19 protein-coding genes are annotated in these 23,435 nt (G+C 67.2%); 13 read left to right on the forward strand and 6 right to left on the reverse strand.

Going from position 1 to position 23,435, the window contains the following annotated elements; translation table 11 throughout:
- The first annotated feature begins 65 nt into the window (after positions 1–65).
- Positions 66–2,918: an RNA polymerase-associated protein RapA gene (rapA, locus tag JHD77_RS00085; protein ID WP_003119658.1), complete on the forward strand. Its 2,853-nt coding sequence runs from the start codon at positions 66–68 to the stop codon at positions 2,916–2,918.
- Between the two features lie 282 nt (positions 2,919–3,200).
- Positions 3,201–3,656 carry a universal stress protein gene (locus JHD77_RS00090; RefSeq protein ID WP_003091672.1) on the forward strand — a complete coding sequence of 152 codons (456 nt, stop codon included), beginning with the start codon at positions 3,201–3,203 and terminating at the stop codon, positions 3,654–3,656.
- Positions 3,657–3,724: 68 nt separating this feature from the next.
- On the opposite strand, the gene JHD77_RS00095 is transcribed toward JHD77_RS00090, so the two are convergent.
- A complete protein-coding gene (locus JHD77_RS00095) occupies positions 3,725–5,380 on the reverse strand; it encodes a phosphoethanolamine transferase (protein WP_003091675.1) in 1,656 nt (551 codons plus the stop codon).
- A 326-nt stretch (positions 5,381–5,706) separates the two neighbouring features.
- Here JHD77_RS00095 and JHD77_RS00100 point away from each other — a divergent pair, with 326 nt between their 5' ends.
- Positions 5,707–7,887: a putative bifunctional diguanylate cyclase/phosphodiesterase gene (locus JHD77_RS00100; RefSeq protein ID WP_003158321.1), complete on the forward strand. Its 2,181-nt coding sequence runs from the start codon at positions 5,707–5,709 to the stop codon at positions 7,885–7,887.
- 3 nt (positions 7,888–7,890) lie between these two features.
- Here JHD77_RS00100 and JHD77_RS00105 read toward each other — a convergent pair whose 3' ends face one another.
- Positions 7,891–8,781, reverse strand: coding sequence for an NAD(P)-dependent oxidoreductase (locus tag JHD77_RS00105; protein WP_003113156.1), 891 nt, complete (start codon positions 8,779–8,781; stop codon positions 7,891–7,893).
- Between the two features lie 148 nt (positions 8,782–8,929).
- Here JHD77_RS00105 and JHD77_RS00110 point away from each other — a divergent pair, with 148 nt between their 5' ends.
- From JHD77_RS00110 to JHD77_RS00135, 6 genes are all read left to right on the forward strand, one after another.
- Positions 8,930–9,787, forward strand: coding sequence for a putative selenate ABC transporter substrate-binding protein (locus tag JHD77_RS00110; protein ID WP_003113155.1), 858 nt, complete (start codon positions 8,930–8,932; stop codon positions 9,785–9,787).
- On the forward strand, positions 9,784–10,587 hold the full coding sequence (locus JHD77_RS00115) for a phosphonate ABC transporter ATP-binding protein (RefSeq protein WP_003119655.1): 804 nt from the start codon (positions 9,784–9,786) through the stop codon (positions 10,585–10,587). The genes JHD77_RS00110 and JHD77_RS00115 overlap by 4 nt, the downstream gene beginning before the upstream one ends.
- Entirely contained in the window at positions 10,581–11,414 is an 834-nt protein-coding gene (locus tag JHD77_RS00120; RefSeq protein ID WP_003113153.1) for a PhnE/PtxC family ABC transporter permease, read from the forward strand. The genes JHD77_RS00115 and JHD77_RS00120 overlap by 7 nt, the downstream gene beginning before the upstream one ends.
- Complete coding sequence (gene phnE / locus JHD77_RS00125) at positions 11,411–12,181, forward strand: phosphonate ABC transporter, permease protein PhnE (RefSeq protein WP_003091685.1); 771 nt, start codon at positions 11,411–11,413, stop codon at positions 12,179–12,181. The genes JHD77_RS00120 and phnE overlap by 4 nt, the downstream gene beginning before the upstream one ends.
- Before the next feature lie 123 nt (positions 12,182–12,304).
- Positions 12,305–13,033 carry a hypothetical protein gene (locus tag JHD77_RS00130; protein WP_191519417.1) on the forward strand — a complete coding sequence of 243 codons (729 nt, stop codon included), beginning with the start codon at positions 12,305–12,307 and terminating at the stop codon, positions 13,031–13,033.
- 65 nt (positions 13,034–13,098) lie between these two features.
- Positions 13,099–13,599, forward strand: coding sequence for a hypothetical protein (locus JHD77_RS00135; RefSeq protein ID WP_003091690.1), 501 nt, complete (start codon positions 13,099–13,101; stop codon positions 13,597–13,599).
- A 57-nt stretch (positions 13,600–13,656) separates the two neighbouring features.
- Here JHD77_RS00135 and JHD77_RS00140 read toward each other — a convergent pair whose 3' ends face one another.
- Together JHD77_RS00140 and JHD77_RS00145 are read right to left on the reverse strand one after the other, a co-directional pair.
- Positions 13,657–15,735, reverse strand: coding sequence for a phosphocholine-specific phospholipase C (locus JHD77_RS00140; RefSeq protein ID WP_003113149.1), 2,079 nt, complete (start codon positions 15,733–15,735; stop codon positions 13,657–13,659).
- A gap of 230 nt (positions 15,736–15,965) precedes the next feature.
- The gene (locus JHD77_RS00145) at positions 15,966–16,421 is read right to left on the reverse strand and encodes a DMT family transporter (protein WP_003162218.1); all 456 of its coding nucleotides are present in this window, start codon (positions 16,419–16,421) and stop codon (positions 15,966–15,968) included.
- Positions 16,422–16,509: 88 nt separating this feature from the next.
- Between JHD77_RS00145 and JHD77_RS00150 the strand changes: the two genes are divergently transcribed.
- Complete coding sequence (locus JHD77_RS00150) at positions 16,510–17,424, forward strand: LysR family transcriptional regulator (protein WP_003113148.1); 915 nt, start codon at positions 16,510–16,512, stop codon at positions 17,422–17,424.
- A gap of 7 nt (positions 17,425–17,431) precedes the next feature.
- Here the strand turns inward: JHD77_RS00150 and JHD77_RS00155 are convergent, their stop codons facing one another.
- Positions 17,432–18,244, reverse strand: a complete 813-nt coding sequence (locus JHD77_RS00155) for a MerR family transcriptional regulator (RefSeq protein WP_003113147.1) — start codon at positions 18,242–18,244, stop codon at positions 17,432–17,434.
- A 311-nt stretch (positions 18,245–18,555) separates the two neighbouring features.
- Between JHD77_RS00155 and JHD77_RS00160 the strand changes: the two genes are divergently transcribed.
- From JHD77_RS00160 to JHD77_RS00170, 3 genes are read left to right on the forward strand one after another with little or no spacing between them, the layout of a single operon-like run.
- Positions 18,556–19,431 carry a M24 family metallopeptidase gene (locus JHD77_RS00160; RefSeq protein ID WP_003091703.1) on the forward strand — a complete coding sequence of 292 codons (876 nt, stop codon included), beginning with the start codon at positions 18,556–18,558 and terminating at the stop codon, positions 19,429–19,431.
- Entirely contained in the window at positions 19,428–21,206 is a 1,779-nt protein-coding gene (locus JHD77_RS00165) for an SDR family oxidoreductase (protein WP_191519416.1), read from the forward strand. The genes JHD77_RS00160 and JHD77_RS00165 overlap by 4 nt, the downstream gene beginning before the upstream one ends.
- Before the next feature lie 9 nt (positions 21,207–21,215).
- Entirely contained in the window at positions 21,216–22,103 is an 888-nt protein-coding gene (locus tag JHD77_RS00170; RefSeq protein WP_003113144.1) for a metal-dependent hydrolase, read from the forward strand.
- 342 nt (positions 22,104–22,445) lie between these two features.
- Here the strand turns inward: JHD77_RS00170 and JHD77_RS00175 are convergent, their stop codons facing one another.
- On the reverse strand, positions 22,446–23,051 hold the full coding sequence (locus JHD77_RS00175; protein ID WP_003091706.1) for an ATP-dependent Clp protease proteolytic subunit: 606 nt from the start codon (positions 23,049–23,051) through the stop codon (positions 22,446–22,448).
- Positions 23,052–23,435 lie beyond the last annotated feature (384 nt).

Raw genomic sequence — 23,435 nt, forward strand, 5'->3', positions numbered from 1 at the left:
GCAATCCATCGCCAAGCGTCGCTCAACGCCACGCGTTGCGGTACCATACCCGGCTTTTTTGGGAGGTGGACATGGCGCAGTATCAACCGGGGCAACGCTGGATCAGCGACAGTGAAGCGGAATTGGGCCTGGGGACCATCCTGGCCCAGGATGGCCGCCTGCTCACCGTGCTCTATCCGGCGACCGGCGATACCCGCCAATACGCCTTGCGCAATGCGCCGCTGACCCGCGTGCGCTTCGCCCCCGGCGATGAAGTGACGCACTTCGAAGGCTGGAAGATGACCGTTCGCGAGGTCGAGGAAAGCGAGGGCCTATTGGTGTACCACGGCCTCACCGCGCAGAACGAGCAGCGCACCCTGCCGGAAACCCAGCTCTCCAACTTCATCCAGTTCCGCCTCGCCAGCGACCGTCTGTTCGCCGGACAGATCGATCCCCTGCCCTGGTTCTCCCTGCGCTACCACACTCTCGAACGCCGCAGCCAACTGCTCCAGTCCTCGCTCTGGGGCCTCGGCGGCGCCCGCGCCCAGCCGATCGCCCACCAGTTGCACATCGCCCGCGAAGTCGCCGACCGCATGGCGCCGCGCGTCCTGCTGGCCGACGAAGTGGGCCTGGGCAAGACCATCGAGGCCGGCCTGATCATCCATCGCCAGTTGCTCTCCGGCCGCGCCGGGCGGGTGCTGATCCTGGTCCCGGAAAACCTCCAGCACCAGTGGTTGGTGGAGATGCGCCGGCGCTTCAACCTGCAGGTGGCCCTGTTCGACAAGGAGCGCTTCGCCGAAAGCGATGCCAGCAATCCCTTCGAGGACACCCAGTTGGCCCTGGTCGCCCTGGAGTGGCTGAAGGAAGACGAACGCGCCCAGGACGCCCTGTTCGCCGCCGGCTGGGACCTGCTGGTGGTCGACGAAGCCCACCACCTGGTCTGGCACCAGGACCAGGTCAGCGCCGAATACGCGCTGGTCGAGCAACTGGCGGAGATCATTCCCGGCGTCCTGTTGCTCACCGCGACCCCGGAGCAACTCGGCCAGGACAGCCACTTCGCGCGCCTGCGCCTGCTCGATCCGAATCGTTTCCACGACCTCGAAGCGTTCCGCCGGGAGAGCGAGCAATATCGCCCGGTCGCCGAAGCGGTGCAGGAACTGCTCGACCACGGCAGTCTTTCCGCCGGCGCGCGCAAGGCCATCCACGGCTTCCTCGGCAGCGAGGGCGACGAGCTGCTGGCCAGCGTCGAGGGCGGCGATGAAGAAGCTCGCTCGCGCCTGGTCCGCGAGCTGCTCGACCGCCACGGCACCGGTCGCGTGCTGTTCCGCAACACCCGTGCCGCCGTGCAGGGCTTCCCCCAGCGCGAACTGCACGCCTATCCGTTGCCGATGCCGAGCCAGTACGAGGAATTGCCGGCCGGCGAACACCCGGACCTGTATCCGGAAGTGAATTTCCAGCAGCAGTGGGAAGACGGCGACGACAACAACCGCTGGTGGCGCTTCGACCCGCGCGTCGAGTGGCTGATCGATACCCTGAAGATGCTCAAGCAGTTCAAGGTCCTGGTCATCTGTGCCCACGCCGAGACGGCCCTCGACCTGGAAGACGCCCTGCGCCTGCGTTCGGGCATCTCCGCCACGGTGTTCCACGAAGGCATGAGCATTCTCGAGCGCGACCGCGCCGCCGCCTACTTCGCCGACGAAGAGTTCGGCGCCCAGGTGCTGATCTGCTCGGAAATCGGCAGCGAAGGCCGCAACTTCCAGTTCGCCCACCATCTGGTGCTGTTCGACCTGCCGGCCCACCCGGACCTGCTCGAGCAGCGCATCGGCCGCCTCGACCGGATCGGCCAGCGACACACCATCCAGTTGCACGTACCGCACCTGGAGAACAGCGCCCAGCAGCGCCTGTTCCAGTGGTACCACCAGGCGCTGAACGCCTTCCTCAATACCTGCCCCACCGGCAACGCCCTGCAACACGAGTTCGGCCCGCGCCTGCTGCCGCTGCTCGACGGCGGCGAGGACAAGGCCTGGGACGCGCTGCTCGCCGAAGGCCGCGCCCGTCGCGAAGCCCTCGAAGCGGAGCTGCACAGCGGTCGCGACCGCCTGCTCGAGCTGAACTCCGGCGGCGCCGGCGAAGGCGAGGCGCTGGTGGAGGCCATCGAGGAACAGGACGACGACTTCGCCCTGCCGATCTACATGGAGCGCCTGTTCGACGCCTACGGCATCCACAGCGAAGACCATTCGGAAAATGCCCTGATCCTCAAGCCAAGCGAGAAGATGCTCGACGCCGGCTTCCCCCTCGGCGACGACGAAGGCGTGACCATCACCTACGACCGTGCCCAGGCGCTGGCCCGCGAGGACATGCAGTTCCTCACCTGGGAACATCCGATGGTTCAGGGCGGCATGGACCTGGTGCTGTCCGGCTCGATGGGCAACACCTCGGTGGCGCTGATCAAGAACAAGGCGCTGAAGCCTGGCACCGTGCTGCTCGAACTCCTGTTCGTCAGCGAGGCCGTGGCACCGCGCGCCCTCCAGCTCGGCCGCTGGCTGCCGCCGCAGGCCCTGCGCTGCCTGCTCGACGCCAACGGCAACGACCTGGCCGGCCGGGTGTCCCTGGAAACCCTCAACGACCAGCTGGAAAGCGTGCCACGGGTCAGCGCCAACAAGTTCGTCCAGGCCCAGCGCGATGTGCTGGCCAAGCAGTTCGACGTGGCCGAGGGCAAGATCGTCCCGCGCCACGAGGAACGCGTGGCCAGGGCCAAACAGCAGTTCGCCGCCGCCATGGACGAGGAACTGGCGCGCCTGACCGCGCTCAAGGCGGTCAACCCGAGCGTCCGCGACAGCGAGCTGGACAGCCTGCGCACCCAGCGCGAGGAAGGCCTGGCCCTGCTCGACAAGGCCTCCCTGCGCCTCGAGGCGATCCGCATCCTGGTCGCCGGCTGACGCCCGGCAACGGCTGCGCGAAACGAGAAGCCATGGGCATCCCCCATGGCTTCTTTCATTTCATTTCCAGCGAAGGCCGCAACGGCGAATGGCCGCGCGGCGACCGTTCGCCCCGTTCCCCGGCCCCCGCCGGGCCGCGAGCCAGGCGTCGCAGCGGAATCGCGACGGTCGCCCTGCGACTTATTGACCTCCGGCAAAGGTCCGCCGGCCGCGAGGGTCTACAGTGTCCTTGAAGTTTCAAGAACGCCCGGCGGGCGGACACTCACTCTGGAGGGACACCTTATGTACGATCGCATTCTGGTAGCCGTGGACGGCAGCCCGGTCTCCGACCGCGCCCTGGAAGAGGCCATCAAGCTGGCCGGCCTCAGCGGCGGCAAGCTGCGCGTCATCACCATCGTCGACAGCCCGCTGCGCCACCTTCCCGACTACGCGGTGTACTACAACCCCGAGCCGCTGCGCGAAGCCGCGCTGAAAGCCGCCGATGACGTCCTGGCCAAGGCCCGCGAGAAGGTCGAGGCGAGCAACGTCGAAGGCGCCACCTTCGATCGCGTCTGCCAGGAGCGCGCCAGCGAGGAAATCGCCGAGCGCATCGAGCTCGAGGCCCAGGCCAGCGATGCCGACGTGGTGGTCATGGGCACCCATGGTCGTCGCGGCATGCGCCGCCTGATGCTCGGCAGCGTGGCGGAAGGCCTGATCCGCGTGGCTTCGCGTCCGGTCCTGCTGGTCCGCGACAAATAAGGCGAAAGCCGACGAAAAAGGCCGTGGGGGGAATCCTCCACGGCCTTTTTTCTTTCAGCCCCCGTCGCTCACTGGGCTGCCCTGGGCGCGCGGCAACTGGCGAAGATGTCCAGCGCCGGCTGGTACAACGAAGTCTGTACGTCCAGCAGGCCGAGCACCGAGTGGAACAGGTTGTCGTGGCTCAGGTCCTTGTCGTCGCGCTTGCCGTCCAGGCAACTGCGCTGGATGCCCCAGTTGCCCAGCGCCTGCGGGGCGAACCACATGACCATCGGCACGTGGATCTGCGCCTGGGGCGCGATCGAATAGGGCGCCGCGTGCAGGTAGACGCCATTCTCGCCCAGCGACTCGCCGTGGTCGGACACGTAGATCATCGCCGTATCGCGCTTGTCGGCATTCCGCTTGAGCAATTCGATCACCTTCGTCAGGAAGTGGTCGGTATAGAGGATGGTGTTGTCGTAGACGTTCACCAGCTCTTCCTTGCTGCAACTGCCGAGCTGGTTGGTCCGGCATACCGGCTGGAAGCGCTCCATCTCCTTCGGGTAGCGCTCGTAGTACTCGGGACCGTGGCTGCCATCGGAGTGCAGGACGATGATGGCGTCGTCCTGCAGCCCGTCGATGTACTCCTGCAGGCCTACCAGCAGCGACTCGTCCAGGCAGTTCTTGCCGTCGCAGAACGGACTCGGCTGGGTCTTCGGGATGTCCCGGTTGGGCACCCGCAGGCAGGTGCCCTTGCAGTCGCTGTTGTTCTCCAGCCACAACACCTGCACGCCGGCACGCTGGAGAATGTCCAGCAGGCCTTCGTGGGTCTTGGCCTTCTTGTCGCTGTAGTCCTCGCGCGGGTACTGGGAGAACATGCAGGGCACCGAGACCGCGGTGGAAGTGCCGCAGGAACGGACCTGGGTGAAGTTGACGATGTCCTGCTTGCTCAGCTCCGGGTTGGTCTCGCGGGCGTAGCCGTTCAGCGAGAAATGATCGGCACGGGCGGTCTCGCCGACCACGAACACCAGCAGCGATTTCTTCTGTCGCTGCAGCGCAGCCGGCGCCTGGCGGGCGTCCAGGCCGATCGGCTCGACCACCAGGTGCTCCTTGATCACCAGGCGCTGCTTGGCGTACTTGCCCACCGCATAGATGTAGTTGGTCGGGTTGATGAAGTGGGTCAGCTTGTCTTCCTCGCGGAAGATCGGGGCGTAGGTGGAATAGAAGCTGCCTACCATTACCGCGACGATCAGCAGGCAGCCGAGCAGCGTCAGGATCTTGTTCAGCAGGCCGCGGAAGAACGGCCGGTAGCGTACCGGCCAGAGCCAGATCAGCAGCGAAGGCAGGACACCGAGCAACAGCAGATAGCCGAGCAGGGTCGGGTTGACCAGGTCGCCGGCCTCGGTGGCGTTGGTCTCGAAGACGTTCTGCACCATCACCGTGTCGATGCTGATGCCGTAGCTGCCCATGAAGTAGGTCGCGCCGGCCGAGCACAGGGCGACCAGGGTCAAGGCCGGCTTGAGCAGCGGGCGGAAGGAAACCAGGGTCAGCAGGAGCGTGAAGGCGGCCCACAGGAACGCCGCGAACGAGGCGAAGAACGCGAAGCCCTTCAAGCCTTGCAGCGGCACCAGGCCATGCAGGGCCTTCCAGGTCGCCGCGTTGTAGAACACCACCAGAACCAGCGCGAACAGCATCACCAGCCGGGTCGAACCGATAGCCGGCAAGAAACGCTTGATACCCCCACCCATTGAAGCAACTCCTGAAACGTAACGGACCGCCGCCACCCCCCGTGGCGGGGCGGCCGAACTCTATCGGGCGCCTGGTCAAAATTTCGTGAAGCCTCGCGAGCCCTCGCGGGCGCAGCGATCATGCCCGTGGCGATGGAGCCGGAACAAGCTCAGCTATGCCTTTTCTCCCCGGGAAAATGCCGAAACCGGCCGTATGTCGGCGGCCAGCGACTTCCTTCCATGCCGACCTTGCAGGTGGCTCCCGCTATCTATACTGGAAGCACAATGCCACCCCCAGCCCGCACCCGCGCCGTCCGCGGGTTTTCCGTGTCCAGGGAGACACCGCTATGGATTGGCAAGGCCTGCGCTTCCTCGGAGAGTCTCCCATCGACGGCTACGTGCTGCAGAACTGCACCTATTCGCCGTCGCTGGTGGCGCTCGCCTTCCTCGTCGCCTGCCTCGCCGGGTACACGGCACTGGACATGGTCGAGCGGGTCGGCAACAGCCTGAGCCACCCGCGCCTCTGGCAATGGATCGGGGCGTTCTGCCTGGGCAGCGGCATCTGGGCCACGCATTTCGTCGCCATGCTCGCGTTCCACGCGCCGATCGCCCTGCGCTACGACCTGCCGATCACCGGCCTGTCGCTGCTGATCGCCGTCGCCGCCTCGTACCTGGCGATGTACATGACCGCCCGCCCGCGCTTCGGCCTGCTGCCCTGCCTGCTCGCCGCCTGCTGCATCGGCCTGGGCATCGCTGCCATGCACTACACCGGGATGGCGGCGATGCGCTCGGTGGCCACCCAGTACTACCAGCCATCGCTGTTCGCCCTTTCGGTACTGATCGCCATCGGCGCCGCCTTCACCGCCCTCGCCGCGGTCCCCTACCTGCGCGGCCGGCGCAGCGCGCGCTACCGCTACATGAAACTGATCGCCAGCCTGCTGCTGGCCGGCGCCATCGCCGCCATGCATTTCACCGGGATGGCCGCGCTGGTGCTCAGCGTACCCGCCGGCACGCCGCTGGAACTGCAAGCCAGCGCCGACTCGCTGCGCCTGGGCTGGCTCACCGGAGTGCTCGCCAGCGCCATCGCCGCCTGCGGCATCTGGGCCGCATGGTCGGAGAAACAACGGGAGCGCCGGCTCAGCGAAAACAGCCGGGTCAACGCCCTGCTCAACCAGCTCGACCACGCCCACGCCTCGCTGCGCCAGATGGCTCGCTACGACAGCCTGACCGGCCTGCAGAACCGCACGGCATTCAACGAAGTGTTCGTCCAGCACCTGGAGAACTGTCGCCTGAGAGGCAAGGGCCTGGCGGTGATGTTCCTCGACCTCGATCACTTCAAGCGGATCAACGATTCCCTCGGCCACGACTCTGGCGACCAACTGCTGAAGATCGTCTCCGAACGCATCCGCAGCGTGTTGCGCGATAGCGACGTGGTGGCGCGCTTCGCCGGCGACGAGTTCTGCGTGCTCGCCGACCTCACCCAGGACCACGAGGCGCACATCCTCTCGCAACGCCTGATGCAGAAGATGAAGGAACCCATCGCCCTGGACGGGCGCACCCTGGTGATGACCGCCAGCGTCGGCGTCAGCCTCTACCCGAACGACGGCGAGCAGTGCGAGGAGCTGCTGAAGAACGCCGGCCTGGCCCTGCACCAGTCCAAGGCCTGCGGGCGCAACAACGCGCAGTTCTTCAGCCGGCAACTGCTGGTGCGGGCGACCCAGGAACTGCAGATGGAGGAGGAACTGCGCCAAGCCCTGCGCGACGACCAACTGGAGCTGCACTACCAGCCGATCCTCGCCCTCGCCGACGGCGAGGTACACCAGTTGGAGGCATTGGTGCGCTGGCGCCATCCGACCCAGGGCCTGCTCGGTCCGGACCGCTTCATCGGCCTGGCCGAAGCCAACGGCATGATCGACCAGCTCGACGACTGGGTGCTGCGACGCGCCTGCCGCGACCTGCGCAGCCTGCACCTGGCCGGCCACGAACGGCTGCGGGTGGCGGTCAACTGCTGCGCCAGCAATCTCGGCCGGGCCAGCCTGGTCGACGAAGTCCGTCATGCGCTGGAGCAGGCCGGGCTGGCGGCGTGCTTCCTCGAACTGGAGGTGACCGAGGACGCGCTGATGTACAACATCGACCAGACCATCCCGCTGCTCGAACGCCTCCGCGAGCTGGGCGTCAGCCTGTCGATCGACGACTTCGGCACCGGCTATTCGTCGCTCGCCTACCTGCGGCGCCTGCCGCTGGACGCGCTGAAGGTGGATCGCTCGTTCATCATGGACATCCCCGCCTCGCAGCGGGACATGGAAATCGCCCAGGCGATCATCGCGATGGCCCAGAAGCTCCATCTGAAAGTCGTCGCCGAGGGCGTGGAGACCCCGCAGCAACTGGCGTTCCTGCGGGAGAACCATTGCGAGCTGGTGCAGGGCTACCTGTTCAGCCGGCCGCTGCCGCTGGCGGCCCTGGAAGAGTTCCTCCGCGCCTACCGCTTCGACGCCGCGCCGCCGCTGCGCAGCCTGAACCAGGCCTGAGGTTCACTCGACGGCGGTCCGGTATTGCTCCACCAGGGTCGCCGGATCGCGTTCGAGATAGCCCTGGCTGCCGTGCAGACGCATCAACTGCGCGGCCAACCCGCTCATCGGGGTGGCCGCGCCTTGCTCGCGGGACAGCTTCACCGCGGTATCGAGATCCTTGAGCAGGGTCCGTACGTGCCACTTGACCGGCTCGTAACGGCTCTCGGCCATTTGCGGGGCGAGGATCTGCAACGGCTTCGAGTCGGCGAAGCCGCCCGCCAGCGCCGGAGCGACCAGGCTGGCGTCGACCCCGGCCCGCTCCGCCAGCGCCACCACTTCGGCGATCACCAGGGCGTTGCAGGCAACGATCATCTGGTTGCAGACCTTGGTCACCTGCCCGGCGCCCACCTCGCCCATGCGCGTCAGGCGCTGGCCAAGCCGGGAGAGGACCGGCCGCAGGCGTTCGATATCCGCTGCGCGTCCGCCGGCCATGATCGCCAGGCTGCCGCTTTCCGCGCCCGGCGTGCCGCCGGAGACCGGCGCGTCGACCCAGCGCACGCCGCAGCGCGCCTCCAGCTCGGCGGCCATCTCGCGGGTGGCGGCCGGCTCGGCGCTGGAGAAGTCCACCAGCAACTGCCCGGGCCTGGCGTTCTCGACGATGCCGCCGGCGCCGAACACCACTTCGCGCACCGCCGCGGTATCGGCCAGGCAAAGCATCAGGATTTCCGCGTCGGCGGCCAGCTCGGCCGGGACCTCGACGGCTTTCGCGCCCTCGGCCGCGAGCAACTCGCGTTTGCCCGGCGAACGGTTCCACACCGCCAGCGGATAGCCGGCGGCCAGCAGCCGGCGGCACATGGGCACGCCCATCAGGCCGAGACCGGCGAAGGCAAGGGAAGGCAGGGAAGCGGACATGGCGAACTCCAATACGCAGCGAATGGGCACGGGGAGCGCCATATTACCCGCGAGGCGCCGGCGAGCAACGCCGCGACGGCTGCCCAAGCGGGCCGCGCACCACTATACTCCCCGGGTTTTTTCCGCCATTGAACCGGAGAACTCTCCCATGTTGAAACGCTCCCTGGCGCTCGCCGCCGGCATCGCCCTGTCCCTGTCCGCCGCGCTCGCCCACGCCGAAACCCTGAAAGAACTCAAGGTCTCGGCGATCCCCGACGAGGCGCCCACCGAGCTACTGCGCAAATTCAAGCCGCTCGGCGCCTATCTGGAGAAGCAACTCGGCATGCCGGTGAAGTTCGTCCCGGTGGCCGACTACGCCGGGGTGGTCGAGGCGCTGGCCGCCGACCGCCTGGACATGGCCTGGCTGGGCGGCTTCACCTTCGTCCAGGCGCGGCTGAAGACCGGCAACGCCATTCCCCTGGTGCAGCGCGAGCAGGACCAGCAGTTCACCAGCAAATTCATCACGGCCGATCCCCAGGTGAAATCCCTGCAGGACCTGAAGGGCAAGACCTTCGCCTTCGGCTCGGTCTCCTCCACCTCGGGCAGCCTGATGCCGCGCTACTTCATGCAGAAGGACGGCATCGTCCCCGAGCAGTTCTTCTCCCGCGTCGCCTACTCCGGCGCCCACGACGCCACCGTAGCCTGGGTCCAGGCCGGCAAGGTCGACGCCGGCGTGCTGAACGCCTCGGTCTGGCAGAAGCTGGTGGACAGCGGCAAGGTCGATACCGCCAAGGTCAAGGTCTTCGCCACCACGCCGACCTACTACGACTACAACTGGACCGTGCGCGGCAACCTCGACCCGGCCCTGGCCGAGAAGATCAAGCAGGCCTTCCTCGCCCTCGACCCGGCGAAACCGGCCGACAAGGAGATCCTCGACCTGCAGGCCGCCAGCCGCTTCATCGAGACCAATCCGGACAACTACAAGGGCATCGAGGAGTCCGCACGCGCCGCCGGCCTGCTGAAGTGAGCCTGAGCCTCGACGGCGTGGACCTGGTCCACGCCGACGGCCAACGCGCCCTTGCCGACATCCGCCTGCGCCTGGCCGCTGGCGAACGGGTAGCCCTGATCGGACCTTCCGGCGCCGGCAAGACCAGCCTGCTGCGGGTGCTCGCCAGCCAATGGCGGCCCAGCGCCGGCCGTGTCGAACTGCTCGGCGAGGAGCCCTGGGCGCTATCCGCCGCCGCCCGCCAACGCCTGCGCGCGCGCATCGGCCTGGTCCACCAGGCACCACCGCTGCCGCCACGGCAGCGGGTGGTCAGCGCGGTACTGGCCGGGCGCCTCGGCCAGTGGCCGCTATGGAAGAGCCTGGTCAGCCTGGTCTATCCGCTGGACCGCGCCGGCGCCCACGACGCACTGCAACGCCTGGATCTCGGCGACAAGCTGTTCCAGCGCTGCGACCAGCTTTCCGGCGGCCAGTTGCAGCGGGTCGGCATCGCCCGGGTGCTCTACCAGCGCGCCGAGCTGATCCTCGCCGACGAACCGGTCTCGGCCATGGACCCGGTGCTCGCCGGCCATACCCTGGCCCTGCTCAACCGCGAGGCCGCCGCGCGCGGCAGCACCCTGCTGGCCAGCCTGCACGCGGTGGACCTGGCGCTGCAACACTTCCCCCGGGTGATCGGCCTGCGCGCCGGACGCATCGCCTTCGACCTGCCCGCCGGCGAAGTCGACCGCGCCGCGCTGGACGCCCTCTACGCCAACGAACAACTGCAGGCCGAGCGCGCCAGCCCGGCCGGCGAACCCGCCGTGGTGCACATCCCACGATGCTGAACGCCGCTTCTCCGCCGCGCGACCCCGCCGCCCTGCCGCGCCTGCTGCTGACCCTGGCCGCGTTGCTGCTGCTCTGGCCGGGGCTGCGCCTCAGCGAACTGGATATCCCCGGCCTGTTCAGCGGCGACAACGCGCGCACCATGGGCGGTTTCCTCGCCGGCTTCTGGCCGCCGGCACACGATCCCGGGTTCCTCGCCCTGCTCGGCCGCGCCACCCTGGAAACCCTCGCCATCGCCACCGCCGGCATGGCCCTGGCCTGGCTCCTGGCGTTTCCCGCCGCACTGCTGGCGACCCGCGCCCTGTCGCTCTCGGCACTGCCGCGCGGCGGCCTGCCGGCCTGGTGGGCACGGGCACTGCGCTGGCCGGTGCGCGGCCTGCTGATCCTCCTGCGCAGCGTGCCGGAAATCGTCTGGGCGCTGCTGTTCGTCCGCGCCGTGGGCCTGGGCCCCACCGCCGGGGTGTTGGCCATCGCCATCACCTATGCCGGCATGCTCGGCAAGGTCTACGCGGAAATCTTCGAGTCGGTGGATCCGCGCCCCACCCGCGCCCTGCTGCTGGGCGGCGGATCGCGGCTGGCGGCGTTCGCCTACGGGGTGCTGCCGAACGCCGCCGGGGAAATGATTTCCTACACTGTCTATCGCTGGGAGTGCGCGATCCGTGCTTCGGTGGTGATGGGCTTCGTCGGCGCCGGCGGCCTCGGCCAGCAGATCGACCTGTCGCTGCGGATGTTCGCCGGCGGCGAGGTTGCCAGCATCCTGCTGACCTTCCTCCTGCTGGTCCTCCTCGCCGACCTGCTGAGCCGCTTCCTGCGCGGGAGGCTGGCATGAGCCGGACCTGGCGCCTGCTGCTCTGGCCGCTGCTGGTGGTGGCCGCGGTGGGCGCCTCGTTCGCCTATCTGGACATGGACACCGCAGGTCTTTTCAGCGGCAAGGGACTGGGCCAGATGGCCGCCTACGCCAGCGAGTTCTTCCCGCCCGACCTGTCCGCTCCGCACCTGCGGGCGATTGGCCGGGGGCTGCTGGAAACCCTGGCCATGTCGGCCATCGGCACCCTGCTGGCGGCGCTGCTCGGCCTGCTCTTCGCGCTGCCGGCGGCAGGTCGCTTCGGCGTGCCGGCGCAGAGCCTGGCGCGACTCCTGCTCAATGCGCTGCGCGCGGTGCCGGAGCTGGTCTGGGGCGCGCTGATGGTGCTGGCGGCCGGGCTCGGGCCGAACGCCGGGACCCTCGCCCTGGCGCTGCACACCGGCGGCGTGCTCGGCCGGCTGTTCGCCGAAGCCCTGGAGAACACCCCGGCGCAGCCCGCCGAGGCCTTGCGCCTGGCCGGCAGCGGACGCCTCGCGGCATTCGCCTATGGCACCCTGCCGGGGGTCTGGCCGCAACTGGTGGCCTATACCCTGTACCGCTGGGAGAACAATATCCGCATGGCCAGCGTGCTCGGCTTCGTCGGTGCCGGCGGGCTCGGGCAGATGCTCTATTTCAGCCTGAGCCTGTTCCAGCAGGCCCAGGCCGCCACGGTGATCCTGGCCATGCTGGTCCTGGTGCTCGGGGTCGACAGCCTGAGCGCCTGGGCGCGGCAGCGCTGGGTCAGCCAATAGGAAAACGCGCCGCCGCGCCCGTTCGAGGAAATTTATGAAGCCCGCCGAAGATCGGGCATCATCGGTGCTCGGAGCCATCAGGGAGGCACCCCGCCTCCAGGTGTCCAGGGAGAGGAAGGAACCATGCGCAAACCACTGCTATCCGCATTACTGCTGGGCCTGCTGGCCCTCGGCGGCTGCAGCCTGCCCCAACAGCAGGCCGGCGCGCCGACCGAGCAGCGGCTCGGCACCCAATGGGGCGAAGGCGTCGCCTCGCCGGTCACCTCGGTGGCCCTGCGACGTCTATCGGAGCAACCGGTCGATCGCCGCCAGGTGTTCTACAGCGCGAGCCGCTTCGATGGACGTGCCATCAAGGAACTGCCCCTGGCCAAGGGCAGGGTGGGCTTCGCCGTACTCGACGAGGATGGCGGCAAGTTCGACCTCGTGCAGCACCGCAGCACCCTGCAATTGCAGGGTCGTGAAGGCCAGCGCTACCGACTGTGGCTGAACAACCTCGGCAGCGCGACCTACGAGGTGGTCTCCACGGTAGACGGCCTGGACGTGCTCAACGGCCAGCCGGGCAGCCTGAAGAACCGCGGCTATGTGCTGGAACCGGGCGAGAGCCTGGTGATCGAGGGCTTCCGCAAGAACGAACGGGAAGTCGCGGCGTTCCGCTTCGCCAGCCCCGACGATGCCTACGCCAGCAACAGCGCGGCCGGCGACAGCCGCAACCTCGGCGTGATCGGCGTGGCCCTGTTCGAGCTGGACGCTCCGGCCAGCGGTCGCGCGGTGCCGGCCGACGGACCGCAGGCATTTCCCGCCGACGCCCGGAACGGCGGCGGCTACGCGCCGCCACCACGCTATCGCGACTGAGGCATCTTCACGAAAACTGCGCGGCGGCGTTCCTTCATAAGCAATCCATCTCACAGGAGCCGCCGATGAACCGCTTTTCACTGCCCCGCCCCGACGCACGCCAGTGCGTCGCCGGCCTGGGTTTCTCCGCCCTTCTGCTGCTGGCCTCCTCGGCCAACGCCGCCGCCTGCCGCGACATCACCAGCGTGCAGCAAAGCGCCGACGCCACGCGCAATACCTCGATGGGCGGCCACGTGACCCAGCACATCTACGGGATGACGCCGCCGTCCGGCTCGTCGCAGAAAGACAAGACCCTGTTCAAGTCGAGAGGCAACTACGACGCGGCCTGGCGCCAGTACGGATACATCGACAATCCGGTGGCCTGCAGCGGCAACAGCAAGTTCCAGGTGGTTTCCCTGGAGAAGCTGCACATGGGCAAGATCGATGCCTACTCCTGCAAGCAGGCCGACGGCCAGGGCGTCTGCACGCGCTGGGATACGTACATGGCCAAGGAGATTTCGTACGGTTTCGTCCTGAAGGACGGCAAGTGGATCCTCAATACCCTCTACCCGGTTCCCCTCGACTAGGGCGCAGGCCGTCCGCGCCGGCCGCCCCATTGCAGGGAGCCGGCGCGGCCGTCCGGGTCAGAAGGTCAGCGTGCCCAGGCCCATGCCCGGGTCGCTGAAGCCGGAGCGACCATCTTCCATGCGACCGCTGAAACGCCGCAGGAAGCTGTCCGCCCCCTGCGCGCTGACGCTGAAGTCGTACCAGTTGCCGCTGCTGCGCAGCGAATAGCGGACTTCCCGGCGCTGTCCCGGCGGCACGTTGACGGTACGCCGCTCGCCCTGGCGATAGACGTTGTCCTTGACCGTCAGCTTGACCGGATGGCGGCCACGGTTGATCAGTTGCACGCGCAGGTTGCCGAACAGCGGCTCGTAGTCGATCCGCACTTCCGGCAGCGGCGCCTTGCGCTCCGCCAGGTCGCGCCGCAGGTTGCCGCGAAAGACCCGGAGGAAACCGTTCGGACCGTGCACTTCCAGGTGGTAGTCGCCGCTGGCGTCGCCCTGGAAGCTGTCGTGCAGGCGCTTGCGCGCGCCGACGGTGTAGCGTTTCGGCGGGTTCTCGCTGTCGAGCAGGTCGAACACCTGGAACACCGCGCCGGCCTTGCCGGTGTTGGCGAAGGTCAGGCTCAGCGCATCTCCGCCGCTGCGGTAGCGCGCATGCACGCCCAGCTCGTAGGGCAAGGCGCGGGCCGGACGGATGCCCATTTCCTGCTTGGGCATGGCGGCCACCGCCGGCGGCTTCGGCTTCGGCAGCTTGATCTGGCTGGCGACGATGGCGTCGGCCTGGCTGGTGTCGGGCAGTTCGGGGAACGGCTCGTTGTTCGGGTTGGCGAAGTTGAACGCCGAGGTCAGGTCGCCGCAGACGGCACGACGCCAGGGACTGATATTCGGCTCCATGACCCCGAAGCGCTGCTCCAGGAAGCGGATCACCGAGGTGTGGTCGAACACCTGGGAGTTGACCCAGCCGCCCTTGCTCCACGGCGAGATCACGTACATCGGCACCCGCGGGCCGAGGCCGTAGGGCTGGTTGCGATAACGGATATCGCCCTTGGTGTGCCATTCGAGGGTGGCGTCGGCGGTGGTCTTGCCACGCAGCGTGCCGTCCTTGTTCAGGCTCGGCGCGGCCGGCGGGGCGACGTGGTCGAAGAAGCCGTCGTTCTCGTCGAACATCACCAGCAGCGCGGTCTTGCTCCAGACCTCCGGGTTGGCGGTCAGCGCGTCGAGTACCCAGGAAGTGTACTCGGCCCCCCAGATCGGGCTGGACGGGCCGGGGTGTTCGGAGTACTTGGCCGGGGCGACGATCCAGGACACCTGCGGCAGGCTATTGGCCAGCACGTCGCGCTTCAGCGCATCGAGCTTCCAGGTGCTCAGGCCGTTGACGATCAGCGGCGAGTCAGGCGCCGCGGCGCGGTACTGGCGGAAGCCGATCAGCGGGTTGTCGGAGAAGTTGTCGGCCATGTCCTGGTAGACCCGCCAGGTGATGCCGGCAGCCTGCAGGCGCTCGGGATAGGTGGTCCAGGTGTAGCCCTGCTCCACCGGGCCGTTGCTGTCGTGGTCGTTGGTGGTTACCGGACCACCGTGCTGGCCGAGCGGGTCGTTGGTGCCGGTCCAGAGGAACAGCCGGTTGGGGTTGGTGCCGCCCTGGAACGAGCAGTGATAGGCGTCGCAGATGGTGAAGGCGTTGGCCATCGCGAACTGGAAGGCGATGTCCTGCTCCTTGTAGTAGCCCAGGGAACGCTCGGTCTTGGCCGGCAGCCACTTGTCCATGCGCCCTTCGTTCCAGGCCTGCTGGGCGTCCGGCCAGGTGTGCGGGGTGCCGTCGACGCGCTGGGCGCTGGTGGTGCTGGTGTCGAAGTGGTAGGGCAGGATCTCGCCCTTGCTGCCCTTCTGGTGCCAGACCCGCTGGCCATCGGGCAGCGGGATCGCCATGCGGTCGCCGAAGCCGCGGACGCCCTTGAGGGTGCCGAAATAGTGGTCGAAGGAGCGGTTCTCCTGCATCAGGATCACCACGTGCTCGACGTCCTTGAGGTTGCCATGCCGGCGGTGCGCGGGAATCGCCAGGGCCGCCTGGATGCTCGACGGCAGCATGCTGGTGGCGACGGTGGCGCCGACCGTACCGGCGGCCAGGCGGATGAAGCTTCTTCTGCTTTTCGAAATCATCGGGGGACTCACCAGGTCAGGGTGTGGCACAGGGCTGCCGAGCGCATCCATGACGCCCGCAGGCTCACTCGGCAGCAAGCTGTTCGAACCCCGACGACGCTAGTGAGGGAAAAAGACGCTTTGGTTTCAACACGCTTTGCAACAACTACTCACGCCAACTTCATCACAATTTGAGATCAAGATTTTGGTCTAGGCCAGATTCCACTTGACAGCCTTCGCCGGCACTCTCCTCACGCTCTTCCCCGCCATTGCAGGAGCAATACCCCCGCCACCACCAGCGCCAGGCCGAGATAGCCCTCCCAGGACAAACGGCGCACCGGGAAACCGGCCCAGCCGAACTGGTCGCAGAGCGCCGAGACCAGCATCTGCCCGGCCACCACGCACGCGATGAAAGTGGCGGCACCCAGGCGCGGCGCGACCAGGATCGCCACCGTCAGGTAGGCCGCGCCGAACAGCCCGCCGAGCCAGCTCCACCAGGGCGCGCCGCCGAGGCTGGCGATAGCCGGCAGCGGCACCCGCACCAGCAGCAGGCCCAGGCTGACCACCCCGAGGCTGACGCCCAGCGAAGTCAGGCTGGCGCTCAGCGGATGGCCGAGCAGGCGCCCGAGCAAGGCGTTGCTGCCGGCCTGCAGCACCACCATGCCGCCCACCGAAACTGCCATCAGTACCATCAGATAATTGGGCATGCTGATTCTCCTCCTCCGGCCCTTGCCTCTGGAGCAGAGTTTTTGCTATCCACTTCGCGAATGGAAATCGATAGTTGGTACACCTTCCATGCAGCAGATTCATGACCTACGCCGTATCGACCTCAACCTGCTGGTGGTGCTCGACGCGCTCCTCAGCGAGCGCCACGTGTCCCGCGCGGCGCAGCGCCTGGCCATGTCGCAGCCGGCGGTCAGCCACGCCCTCGGGCGTCTCCGCGAACTGTTCGGCGATCCACTGCTGGTGCGGGTGAAAAGCCGCATGCAGTTGACCAGCCTGGCGCTGGAGCTGGCGCCGAAGCTCCAGGCCAGCCTCGACCAGGTACGCGGGGTGATCGGCGGGCCGACCTTCGAGCCGGTGCGCAGCCGGCGCCACTTCCGCCTGGGCATGTCCGACTACGGCGCCTGGGTGGTGCTGCCGGCGCTGCTGCGCCAGCAACAGGCGCTGGCGCCCGGGGTGAGCTTCGGGATAGTCCAGGAACCGCGCCTGGAAACCGCCCGTCAGGTCGCCGAAGGACAGCTGGACTGCGCGCTGGGGGTATTCCCCCTGCTTCCGGAGGGCGTGCGCGCCAGGCGCCTGTTCGAGGAGCGTTTCGTCTGCGTCTGTCGGCGCAGCCTGTTCGACCGCCCCGACGGCCTGTCCCTCGACCGCTACCTGGCGGCCCGCCACGTGCGCGTCTCGCTACAGGACAACCCGGCCGAGGAAGTCGACAGCGCCCTGGAAAAACGCGGCCTGCGCCGGCAGGTGGCGCTGACCCTGCCGCACTTCACCGTGGCCCCGGCGCTGCTGGCCGGCACCGACCTGGTACTGACCATCGCCGAACGCACCCTCGAAAGGTTGCGGCTACCCGAGGAACTGGCGCTCTGCGAGCCGCCGCTGGCGATCCCGCGCTTCGACTATGTGCAGATCTGGCGCGGCGACGCCGAGCGCGAAGCGGCCGGCGCCTGGCTGCGGGAACAGATCCAGGCGGCGGCGCGGAAGATCTGAAGAAGAGTCAGGAAGGCTTTTCCAGCTTGCGCAGCATCTCGCCGACACGCTCGCCGAGCATTTCGTTGGCCGACAGCTTGAGGCCGCGCGCCAGTTCCACCTGGACCACGTGTTCCGCCAGCGGGCGCAGGCGCAGGAACACCTTGGCCAGCTCCTGCAGGTCCGGCGCCCCGGGCAGCAGGTCGGTGCCGCGGCCGTCCACCAGGTGGGTGACGATCAGGCGGACGATTCCCGCCGCCAGATGCTCGGTGTCGCTGCGCAACTCGCCGAGTTGATCGAGCAGCGCCTCCAGCGGGATGCCGCTGCGGTACAGTTCCAGCCCGGCCTGGAACAGCCGTGGACTGGGGATCTTCATGCGCTCGCCGTCGAACAGCAGCAGGCCCAGCGCCTGGGCCTTGTCGATCACCCGGTCGTTCAGTTCGTCGCCGAAGATCGCCTGGAGTTCGTCGAAGCCGATGCTGCCGGGCGTCTCCAGGTTCCACTCGCCGATGATCGCCTGGTCCAGGCCGAGCACATGGTCGAGGTCGCGGCCCTGTTCCCAGGCTTCCAGCAGTTCCTTGATGTTGGCGCTGGAATAGCCGCGCTCGAGCAACTGGCTGATCAGCCGCAGGCGCTTGAGATGACTGTCGAAATACACGCCGACCCGGCCGCGCCGCTCCGGCGGCGGCAGCAGGCCGCGGTCCTGGTAGGCGCGTACGTTGCGCACGCTGCTGCCGGCCGCGCGAGCCAGTTCGTCGACGCTGTATTCGCGGGCATCCTCGGCGGACGGCTGCTCGCCACGTTGCAGCAGGCGCTGCAGGAGGGTCAGGGGTGTGCTCATGGAGGCGGATCATAACGAGGCCCGCCGAACGGCCACAACCTCCGGGGGCGCAACGCTCTTTGCCGGCGTCCGGATGCGCGGGCGCCAACCAAAGACTGGACTCGTCGGTCAGCCGCTTCTCCGGCACCACCGCCAAAACCCGGGGGAAACGTCCCGAGCCTTCTGCCCCGGGCCTTCCGGCGCCGGTAGCAAGTGCCGTAACACCGGCGTGAAGAGACTTCCCAGGGCTGGCGCAACGCCTGCTTATGGGCCAGCATCAACCATGACATCAATCAATGTCACAATAACGACAAGCCAGCCTGGAGAGAGCCATGTCCCAAGGCGCCTGGGTACCCACTCCCGACGATCTCGATCACTTCCGCCAGGTCCAGCGACTGGCCTATACCTGCTGCGAAACCATCCACGGCGAACTGCGCGCCGGCATCAGCGAGAGGGAAGCCGCGGCGCTGATGAAGACCTGGCTGCAGGATCATGGCGTCGACGACTGGTTCCACCAGCCCTTCGCCTGGTTCGGCAGCCGCACCTCGTTCAAGGGCTTCGACGGCCTGCGTCATCTCGGTGGCTTCAACCTGGCCTTCTACCCCGGCAAGCAGCGCCTGGAGGAAGGCATGCCGTTCATCCTCGACTGCGCGCCGACCCTCGGCGCCTATACCGCCGATGTCGGCTACTCCGGCGCACTAGGCCACAACCTGTTGCAGGAGCGGCTGATGGACGACCTGCTGATACACCGACGCACCATCCTTGACCTGGTCCGCGAACGGCGCCCCCTGGCCGAAGTCAGCCAGGCGGTCGACCGGCTCTGCGTGATCCAGGGCACCCTGCCACGGCACAAGGCCTATCCCTTCGAAGTGCTCGCCCATCGCGTGGAAAAGCTCGGCAACCGCCGCGGTCCCTCGGTGGCGCGCTTCGGCGTGCGCAACCTGTACACCCTGACGCGCAACGCACTGGTCACCGGCAAGCGCGAAGGCTGGTCGCCGCTGTGGTCCAGCGGCAAGCGCTCCGAGCACCCGCCGACGCCCGGTCTCTGGGCGGTGGAACCGCACCTGGGGCTACGCGGGGTGGGCGCCAAGTTCGAGGAACTGCTGGTGGTCACCGAAGACGACGCCTACTGGCTCGACGACGACCTGCCGCACGTCCGCCGCTGGCAGGCGCGCGGCCTGCTGCCGCAAGCACGGGAGGCCGCATGAACGCGCTCCTCGCCCTCCCCGACCTGCAGCCGGAACGGCTGTTCGTGCAGTCCGGCGACGTGCGCCTGGCGGTTCATTGCTGGGGCGCGCCGGACAACGACAAGCCGACGCTGCTGATGGTGCATGGCTACCCGGACAACCACGAGACCTGGCTGCCGCTGATCCGCCAACTGGCTGGGCGCTACCGCATCGTCGCCTACGACGTGCGTGGCGCCGGCGCTTCGGACAAGCCACGCTGGAGCCGCGACTACCACCTGCAACGGCTCAGCGAAGACCTGCAGGCGGTGATTCGCGCCACCAGCCCGGATCGCCCGGTGCACCTGCTGGCCCATGACTGGGGCTCGATCCAGACCTGGGAAAGCGTCACCGATCCGCAGTGCCGACCGCTGATCGCGTCCTATACCTCGATCTCCGGGCCCTGCCTGGACCATGTCGGTTTCTGGATGCGCGAACACCTCAGGCAGCGCAGTCCGAAGGCCCTGAAAGCGGTATTCGGCCAGTTGCTCCACTCCTGGTACATCGCCTTCTTCCATACCCCCGTCGTACCCGAGCTGCTCTGGAGCGCCGGCCTGGCCCGGCTCTGGCCGCAGTTCCTGAAGCACGCCGAAGGCGTCCGCCATCCGCAGGTCAACCCGACCCAGGCCAGCGACGGCCGGCACGGGGTCAAGCTGTACCGCGGCAACTTCATCCGCAGCCTGTTCCGTCCGCGCAAGCGCCACACCGAAGTGCCGGTGCAACTGATCGTACCGACCCGCGACCGTTACGTCGGCGCCCAGCTGTTCCAGCACCTCAGCCTGTGGGCGCCACGCCTGTGGCGGCGCGAGGCGAGCGTCGGCCATTGGCAACTGCTGGCCGAGCCGGAGCAACTGGCCGGCTGGCTCGGCGAGTTCATCGACGCCCAGGAAACCGGCGAGTCGTCGCCGGCCCTGCAACGCGCCCAGGTCCGGCCCGACGCGCGCTCGATGAGCGGCAAGCTGGTGGTGGTCACCGGCGCCGGCGGCGGCATCGGCCGTTCGACCCTGCTCAGCTTCGCCGAGCGCGGCGCCAGCCTGCTCGCCGCCGATCTCGATCTGGAAGCCGCCGAACGCAGCGCCGAACTGGCCCGCGCCCTTGGCGCCACGGCCCATGTCTACCAGGTCGACGTCGGCGATACCCAGGCCATGGAGACCTTCGCCGAGTGGGTGCGCGACACCCTCGGAGTCCCGGATGTGGTAGTCAGCAATGCCGGCATCGGCATGGCCGGACCGATGCTCGACACCTCGCCCGCGGAATGGGAGCGCCTGCTGCGGGTCAACCTGTGGAGCGTGATCGACGGCTGCCGCCTGTTCGGCCGGCAGATGATCGCGGCGAACAAGCCGGGGCACCTGGTCAATGTCGCCTCCGGCGTGGCCTTCGCGCCGTCGCGCAACTACCCCGCCTACGCCACCAGCAAGGCCGCGGTACTGATGCTCAGCGAATGCCTGCGGGCGGAACTGGCCGGACGTTCGATCGGAGTCACCGCGGTGTGCCCGGGCTTCGTCGATACCGGCATTGTCCATGCCACCCGCTTCGTCGGCATGGACGCCGAACGCCAGGCACGGCGCCAGGCGAAGATCCAGCGCTTCTACAAGCGACGCCGGCTCAGCCCGGACACCGTCGGGGAAAAGCTGGTGCGCGCCGTGGAGCGCAACAAGGCGGTGGTCTCGGTGGGCAGCGAGGTGCACCTCGGCGCCCTGCAATGGCGCTTCGCGCCCTGGGCCACGCGGTTTCTCGCGCGCTTCGACCTGACTTCCTGAGAGCCTGCCATGAGCGAATTCCACCACAAGCTGGTCCAGCGCAAGGTCCGCTTCGACTTCAGCGATACCCCCCTGCACTGGGTTCCCGGCGAAGCGGAAGCGTCCCAGGTGATGAACGTCCTGCACATGCTCCTGCCTTCCGGCGAACTGTGGTTCTGCCGCCTCTACAACAAGGCCCTGCCGCTGGTTAGCGACGCCCGCCTGCGCGACGACGTGCAGGGTTTCATCCGCCAGGAAGCGATGCATTCGCGGGCCCACGACGGCGCGATCCAGCGCTACCTGAGCAGGTTCGACATCGACTCCAAGCCGTTCACCGACAAGATGGATTTCCTTTTCGAACGCCTGCTCTGCGACTACCCGCTGGGGCAGAACCGCCTGACCCGCGCCCTCGACGGCTGGTGGCTGCGCCAGCGCTGCGCGATCATCGCCGCGGTGGAACATTTCACCTGCGTGCTAGGCAAGTGGGTGCTGGAGGCCCGGGAGCTGGATCGCCGCGGCAGCGACCCGGTGATGCTCGACCTGCTGCGCTGGCACGGCGCCGAGGAAGTCGAGCACCGCAGCGTCGCCCACGACCTGCACGTGCATCTGGGCGGCAGCTTCGTCACCCGGCAACTGACCATGCTGTTGGTCATCGCGATACTGGTCTACCTGCTCGCCGACGGCACCCGCACCCTCCTCGACCAGGACCCGAGCCTGCGCGGCGCCAAGCGCCAGGGATTCCTACGAACCTGGTGGCGGCTCGGCAAGCAGGGCCTGCTGCCGAACCTCGCGCGCACCTTCCGCGACGTCGCCCGTTACTTCAATCCCTGGTACCACCCCGAGCACGAGGCGAATACCCAGGAAGCCCTGGAATACCTGGCCAACTCGCCGGCGGCCCGGCGCGCGGCGAACGCCTGAAAACAATTCACTGGAAATACCGGCAAGCGCCGCGGAAGCTGGAACTTTCCCGGCGCTTGTCCATTGTTACGTCAGGTCGAGTCAAACAAGGCCGGCAGATGGAAGGTAATTTCCGTAAGCCTGAAAAATGTCGCTCGATAGAATGATTGAAAATAACGGGCGCGCGACGTGAGACTTTGCAAAAGCCAGCCATTCTTGCTGATGGCATTTTGAGAACAAGCAAAATAAAAGTAAGAAAAGTTACCCTATCGATCGGAAATTAAAGAAAGAAAAGCGAGCGAGAAGAGAATCGGGAAATACGCTCTTCGCGCCCGCCTTCGTATTTATCCGGCCTGCGGAAACTCACTGGCCAGGCAGCGTGATCTCCCGTTCCGAAACGATGATCTTGTTGACCAGGCCGTACTGCACGGCCTCCTCCGCGTTCAGCCAGAAGTCGCGCTCGGTGTCGGCACTGATCTTTTCCGGCGTCTGCCCGGTGGCTTCGGCGAAGATCCGGTCGAGGCGTTCCTTCATCCGCACGATCTCGCGGCGGTAGATCTCGATGTTGCTCGCCGGCCCCTGGATGCCACCCGACGGCTGGTGCAGGAGGAAGCGGGTATTGGGCAGCGAATAGCGGTTTTCCTTGTCCGCCGCGGCATAGATCAGCGCGCCGGCGCTGGCAACGCTGCCGGAACCGATCATGATGACCTTCGGTGTGATGAAGCGGATCGCGTCGAAGATCATGTCGCCGGATTCGACGTGGCCACCCGGGGAATTGACGAACATGTAGATCGGATCGTCGCTGATCGAGGCGAGGATGTGCAGCTGCTGGACGACGTCCTTGGCCATCTTCTCGTCGACCCCGCCGGTGACGAACACCTTCCTGACCTTGAGCGCGTACTCCATCAGCTTGGCGCCGATGGCGCCGTGGGAGTCGCCGCCTTCGCGGTCCTTGTCATCGGTTTTCATGCAACCTCCTGGAACTGTTGGTAATCCATCCGGCAAACCTTTCAGGGCATGCGTTCGTTGTTCGCCAGGGCGCGGATATATATCCGTTAATGCGCCTCTTCCGAGCGGCCCATTATGCATCAGCCAGACACTTTCGAAAGGCTTGCTTCAACTTCGAAAAGACCGGCGAAGGTAATCTCGTGAAGCATAGCCATGCAGGGCCGCGACGCACGTTTCCCGGAACCTAACAGATTTGTAAGTTGCCTCGTAAATACCTACCAGAATTAACAGTTAACAACGCGATTACCCTGCAAGAATTAACAGCTATTTCTTCGAGCCTGCCAAAAGTAATAGTACACCCCGCTCTTGCTTCGGGTGCCGCCGCTTCCCTGCCAACCACGCTGG

The sequence above is a fragment of the Pseudomonas sp. P20 genome (genome assembly GCF_016463925.1).
GTDB classification, from domain to species: domain Bacteria; phylum Pseudomonadota; class Gammaproteobacteria; order Pseudomonadales; family Pseudomonadaceae; genus Pseudomonas; species Pseudomonas aeruginosa.